This window comes from Adhaeribacter sp., assembly GCF_057359045.1.
Genome location: NZ_JBMQUD010000037.1, coordinates 1 through 4986, shown reverse-complemented (window position 1 = coordinate 4986; position 4986 = coordinate 1). Strand labels below are relative to the sequence as shown.

General features: G+C 40.2%; 7 protein-coding genes and 1 pseudogene. 4 read left to right on the top strand and 4 right to left on the bottom strand.

Annotation, left to right across the window (positions count from 1 at the left end):
• The 4 genes from ACO1R6_RS06220 to ACO1R6_RS06205 all read right to left on the bottom strand — a co-directional run.
• Positions 1-256 (bottom strand): hypothetical protein (locus tag ACO1R6_RS06220; protein ID WP_486263123.1); only part of this gene is annotated, 256 nt, incomplete at its 3' end.
• Positions 257-346: 90 nt separating this feature from the next.
• Complete coding sequence (locus ACO1R6_RS06215; RefSeq protein WP_486263122.1) at positions 347-790, bottom strand: DUF3592 domain-containing protein; 444 nt, start codon at positions 788-790, stop codon at positions 347-349.
• Between the two features lie 94 nt (positions 791-884).
• Positions 885-1541 (bottom strand): hypothetical protein, encoded by a 657-nt coding sequence (locus ACO1R6_RS06210; protein ID WP_486263121.1) that lies wholly within the window; start codon positions 1539-1541, stop codon positions 885-887.
• Positions 1542-1890: 349 nt separating this feature from the next.
• Positions 1891-2595, bottom strand: coding sequence for a ComF family protein (locus ACO1R6_RS06205; protein WP_486263120.1), 705 nt, complete (start codon positions 2593-2595; stop codon positions 1891-1893).
• A gap of 69 nt (positions 2596-2664) precedes the next feature.
• Here ACO1R6_RS06205 and ACO1R6_RS06200 point away from each other — a divergent pair, with 69 nt between their 5' ends.
• The 4 genes and pseudogenes from ACO1R6_RS06200 to ACO1R6_RS06185 all read left to right on the top strand — a co-directional run.
• Positions 2665-3006 carry a carboxymuconolactone decarboxylase family protein gene (locus tag ACO1R6_RS06200; protein ID WP_486263118.1) on the top strand — a complete coding sequence of 114 codons (342 nt, stop codon included), beginning with the start codon at positions 2665-2667 and terminating at the stop codon, positions 3004-3006.
• A gap of 6 nt (positions 3007-3012) precedes the next feature.
• A complete protein-coding gene (locus ACO1R6_RS06195) occupies positions 3013-3360 on the top strand; it encodes a hypothetical protein (protein ID WP_486263117.1) in 348 nt (115 codons plus the stop codon).
• Positions 3361-4122, top strand: coding sequence for an exodeoxyribonuclease III (locus ACO1R6_RS06190; protein WP_486263116.1), 762 nt, complete (start codon positions 3361-3363; stop codon positions 4120-4122). It abuts the gene before it with no gap.
• A gap of 153 nt (positions 4123-4275) precedes the next feature.
• Positions 4276-4986 (top strand): annotated as a pseudogene (locus ACO1R6_RS06185) (DUF4175 family protein); the annotation flags it as partial.

The window sequence follows — 4986 nt, the reverse complement described above, 5'->3', positions numbered from 1 at the left end:
TGGGGTCTGGATTGTTTACATTCTTGATATACCAGCGGTGGAAAGAGGTCGCTATGTCTTTAAGCTGTCGAGCCTCATCTGTTTCTTGAGGAGAAGCTTCTAACTTTTCAGCTGATGGACTGTTGGTCGTATCCTGTACAGAAAAGACTTCTTGTTTAAGAACCGCATTATGCTTTTCAGTATTGTTTTCTTTTGGCTGTTCTGTGGAGCAACTAAGCAATCCGAAAACCGATAGCCATAGAAGTATTCTTTTCATATTTATAATGCACCACAACGGCCTCGTGCATGAGGCGTGCAAGGCCGTCGGCCGTAGCATGGCTTATGCACTTTGTTGGCGGAAGTTTGTTTAGTCTGGAATTATCGAAATAACTCCAAGATATTCAACGATACTAACTATTAATCCAATTAGTCCGATTGCCACCAAAAGCCTTGGAAAAATTTTTAATAATATATTAGGATAGGTAATGAAGTTAATTGGACGGCTAGGTTCATAAATTACTTTCATTCTCTCCCCAACTTCTCTAGGTGGATATCCTCCAATATCCACCTGTTTAGTTATAGTTTGGTTGTTATCAGTTTTGAATTCAATTACTGCGTAGTAAGTACCGTTTTCATCATCATCGGGATTATTTGGCTGAAATAATGCTAATTCACTGGGAATATAAATGTTCTTTATAATTATTGCCTCTGATTTTTTCCAATTTTTATATAATTGATTTCCGCGTCTCCCTATAATCCAGCCAATTATCAGTGAAACGAGTGATAAAAATATGATTTGCCTAAGTAACATACTTTATAATGCGTTTTTCAACCTGATAAATTCCGCCAACGCACTTGGCTAAAAAGCGTTTTAATGCTTTTTAGGTGTTGTTACCAGTAGTTTTTTATAATTGATTAACTATTAAAAGAGTTATGAGTCCTATAGTCGCCACTATTGTAATGGCCTTGTCCAAGCTAATTAGCGGCTTGCCCTTTAAAAATCCATAAGGCAGCATCACTAAGCCAATTATTACAAAAAAGTAAGACCATTTACTATCCTGGTCTGTTAGCTCTGTTCTAAGGTCTATATCAATATAGCTAGTCCCATCTTTACTTAAGCCATAAACATCATTATAGTTATTCCAAAAAGTGTCTTTGTTTAAGTCGTCAAGTTCCGACTTCTTCACCTTTATGTCTACTTTGTCGCCTGCAGAAATAGAAGATTTAAAAGCGTCATGGTCTGTCGATTTGTAGGTCATGGCAGTTATTTTGAATTCTCGTTGATATTCTTTCGTAGTCAGGATAATATCTCGGTAAGTAGTTGATTTGATTTTATATTCGTCGTATTCCGGAGTTTTCTCAAGAGTTACACTAATTGTTTCTAATTGATTGTAAGGAATTGAATTATCCCGTAAAGCAAGATACAGGAAAGAGAGGATAGCCGTTAGGGAAACAACGATAAGGGAAATTCTTACACTTTTGGGAAGAGGTTCGAATTTGTCTTTTTTAGAATCCGCTTTTTGCCTTTCTCTGGTATTTTGTCGTCTTTCTCTTCTGCTCATTAAATTACTGGTAACTATTATGTATACGTAATAATTACGTTTATATTTCCTATATCTACAGGTGCTTCTTACAGATAAAATACTGATTATGTCTAACTTGTATCTTATACCCTAAACTTTGTTTATTTAGCTAGTTAAGTATATACAATATTAAAAATTAGTAAGCTCTACTCCAGAATAGCACCTTTATATTGATTATTCCCTACATCAAGGCTGTAGAGAAACAACAATATATAAATTTTAGAATAAATTATCTAATCTAAAAACCGGATAATAAATGGTACTTCTATTTTAAATAAATAGGCTTCTAACAAATATTAAAATTCCCTTTCAAAACTTACCTTACAAGTTATGCCGCAGCAATAGCACATACACTCACCTCTTTACAACCAGCTTTTAAAAGCGTGAGGGCACAAGCTTCTAAAGTAGCCCCGGTTGTAATTACATCATCCACCAGCAACACCCGCTTTTCTGAAATTAATTGGGGTTTCTGTACCCGGAATACGTGCTCTACGTTGGCCCACCGCTCGGGGCGGGTTTTGTGGGTTTGCGAAGACGTATACTGGGTACGTTTAAGCGCTTGGCCCGACCACGGCAAACCCAAAGCCCTAGCTAAACCTTTGGCAAAACTATCGGCTTGATTATAACCCCGCTGGCGGTATTTGCGCGCATGCAGCGGCACCGTTACAATCACGTCAAAAGCTTGGTCAAAACCGGCTTCCTGTAATTGGTGTCCATACCAGGTACCCAAGGTTTCGCCTATTTCCTGCACGCCTTTGTATTTAAGGGCGTGGAGTAAACGTTGTACCCGGCCGGCACGGTTAAAATACAAAAAAGCCAAGGTATGTTGTACCGGCACTTTCCCGAAGAACCGCCTGGCTAAAATATTATGTTCGGGCTCCGCTAAATGTACTTGGGTATAAGGCAGCTTTAACCGGCATTTGGTGCAAACCATACTTTCGCCGCGGACCAGTGCTCTTTCGCAGGCATAGCAATATTCCGGGAAAAGTAAAGTCACAAAATCGGAAAAGATATTTTTTAAACCAGCAGGCATAGGTGCTTTCGGTAACTTAGTAGTAACTTTGTATAGCTATACAACTTAAATCTTAATACTTTTTTATATATGAATCAGGTACAGGAGTTTAACGAATATCGGAGCCGGATGAACGAAAAAATTATGGCAGCCGATAATAAAGTTATAAAACGTTTTTTTAACCTCGATACCAATGCTTACCAGGAAGGTGCACTGGATGTAAAAACAAAAGAAATGCTGGGTTTGGCCTGCTCCATGGTGTTACGCTGCGATGATTGCATAAAATACCATTTGGGCAAGTGCCACGAGTGCGGCCTTACCGACGAAGAAATTTACGAAGTTTTTGCTATTGCCAACCTGATTGGCGGTTCTATTGTAATACCGCATTTCCGACGGGCAGTAGAATACTGGGAAGAACTTAAAACCGCTTAATTTTTTATGGTATTTGAATCTGACGAAAGTTTTGAAAACCGCTGGCTGGAATTGCTGCGCAAATTGCGGGTACAATTTGGCAAGCAACTGCACCTGAACGGCATTTTGTTTTTAATTGGCGTGCAGGAACTGGGCAAAGGCATTACCGAGTTTACCAAAGAAGAAAAACAGGACCTGATGCATATTGCCACCTGCAAGTTGTTTAGCCTGTCGGGCTATTACGAGTTTTCCGGCCGCGACGAAGACGGCTGGCCCCATTATAAAACGTTAAAGCAAATTCCCTCGGCGAATTTAAAGGAGCAGGAAAAAATGCTGAAATGGCATATCTTAGAATATTTTGAGCGCGAAGAATAAATGAAAATTATTAGCTACAACGTTAACGGCATCCGGTCGGCTATTAGCAAAGGCTTGTTAGATTGGGTAAAAGCAGCTGACCCCGATGTTTTGTGTTTACAGGAAATAAAATGCGACGAAGCCAACCTGGATAAAGAAGCTTTTGCAGCTTTAGGTTACCACGCATACCTGCACCCGGCCATTAAAAAAGGCTACAGTGGCGTTGCCGTTTTTACCAAAGTTAAACCGCTGGCGGTAAAAGTAGGCTGCGGTACCGAACTCTACGATTGCGAAGGCCGCGTGCTGCGGGTCGATTTCCCTGAATATTCGGTTCTGAACGTGTACATGCCTTCTGGTTCTAGCGGCGACTTGCGGCAAGCTTTTAAAATGCGCTGGTTAGATTTCTTTCTGCAGTACGTACAGGAAGTAAGAGAACAAGTACCTGGTTTGGTTATTTGCGGCGATTATAATATTTGCCACCAGGCCATCGATATTCATAATCCAAAGAGCAATGCCAACAGCTCCGGCTTTTTACCCGAAGAACGGAGTTGGTTTACGCATTTTCTGTCGCACGGCTACATCGATTCTTTCAGGCATTTAAATACCGAACCGCATAACTACACTTGGTGGAGCTACCGCGCCGGGGCCCGGGGTAAAAATTTAGGCTGGCGGATAGATTATGCCATTTTAACCCAAAACCTGGAAAACAAGCTAAAGCGGGCAGCTATTTTACCGGAAGCCAAACATTCTGACCACTGCCCGGTTTTAATAGAAATTGATTAAAAATAAGTATATCATTTACCTGCTTAATAACGTTTTATAGTATACTGTTTAAATTATCGATATAAATCCTTATTTTAAGTATCTTAATCCTAAATTTATATTTACTTTAACTAAGTATTTTAACCCGATTGCCTACCTATACTCATAATTATTATGGCAGCTCAATATTCAGCCATGCAGTCGGTACTGCACCAACTGCAGGAATTTAAGAAAAAGTTTTACCTCAACTTATTGATTAAAGGGTTAATATTATCGGGAGGGTTAATTCTAACCTTCTTCTTACTGTATAACCTGCTCGAGTACTTTTTCTATTTTCCGTATTATGTGCGGGCATTCTTATTTTTCTCCTTTTTAGGATTGTGCCTGTATGCCTTTTTGCGCTGGATATTTACGCCCCTGGCCGCATTTACCAACTTACGCCGGCTGCTTACCGACGAGCAGGCGGCCCGGCAGGTAGGTAATTATTACCCCGATATCAAAGACAAACTTTTAAATGCTATTCAGTTGCAGGTAGCGGGTGGCCAAAACGATTTGATTCTGGCCAGCATCAACCAGAAATCACAACAATTATCGGTTTATCATTTTGCCGAAAGCATACGCCTGACCGAAAATAAACCTTTATTAAAATACGTGCTGGTGCCTATGGCAATAATGTTGGGTATTGCCTTGGTTTACCCCAGCTTGTTTGTACAAGGTACGGAGCGCATTATTCACTACAAAACACATTATGCCCCGGCAGCGCCTTTTACGTTTGCGGTACAAAACAATACTTTGCAGGCTTTCCAGGACGAAGATTTTACTTTACGTGTAAAGCTGGAGGGCAAAACCATACCCAACGATGTAACCATACTTTACAATGGCCGC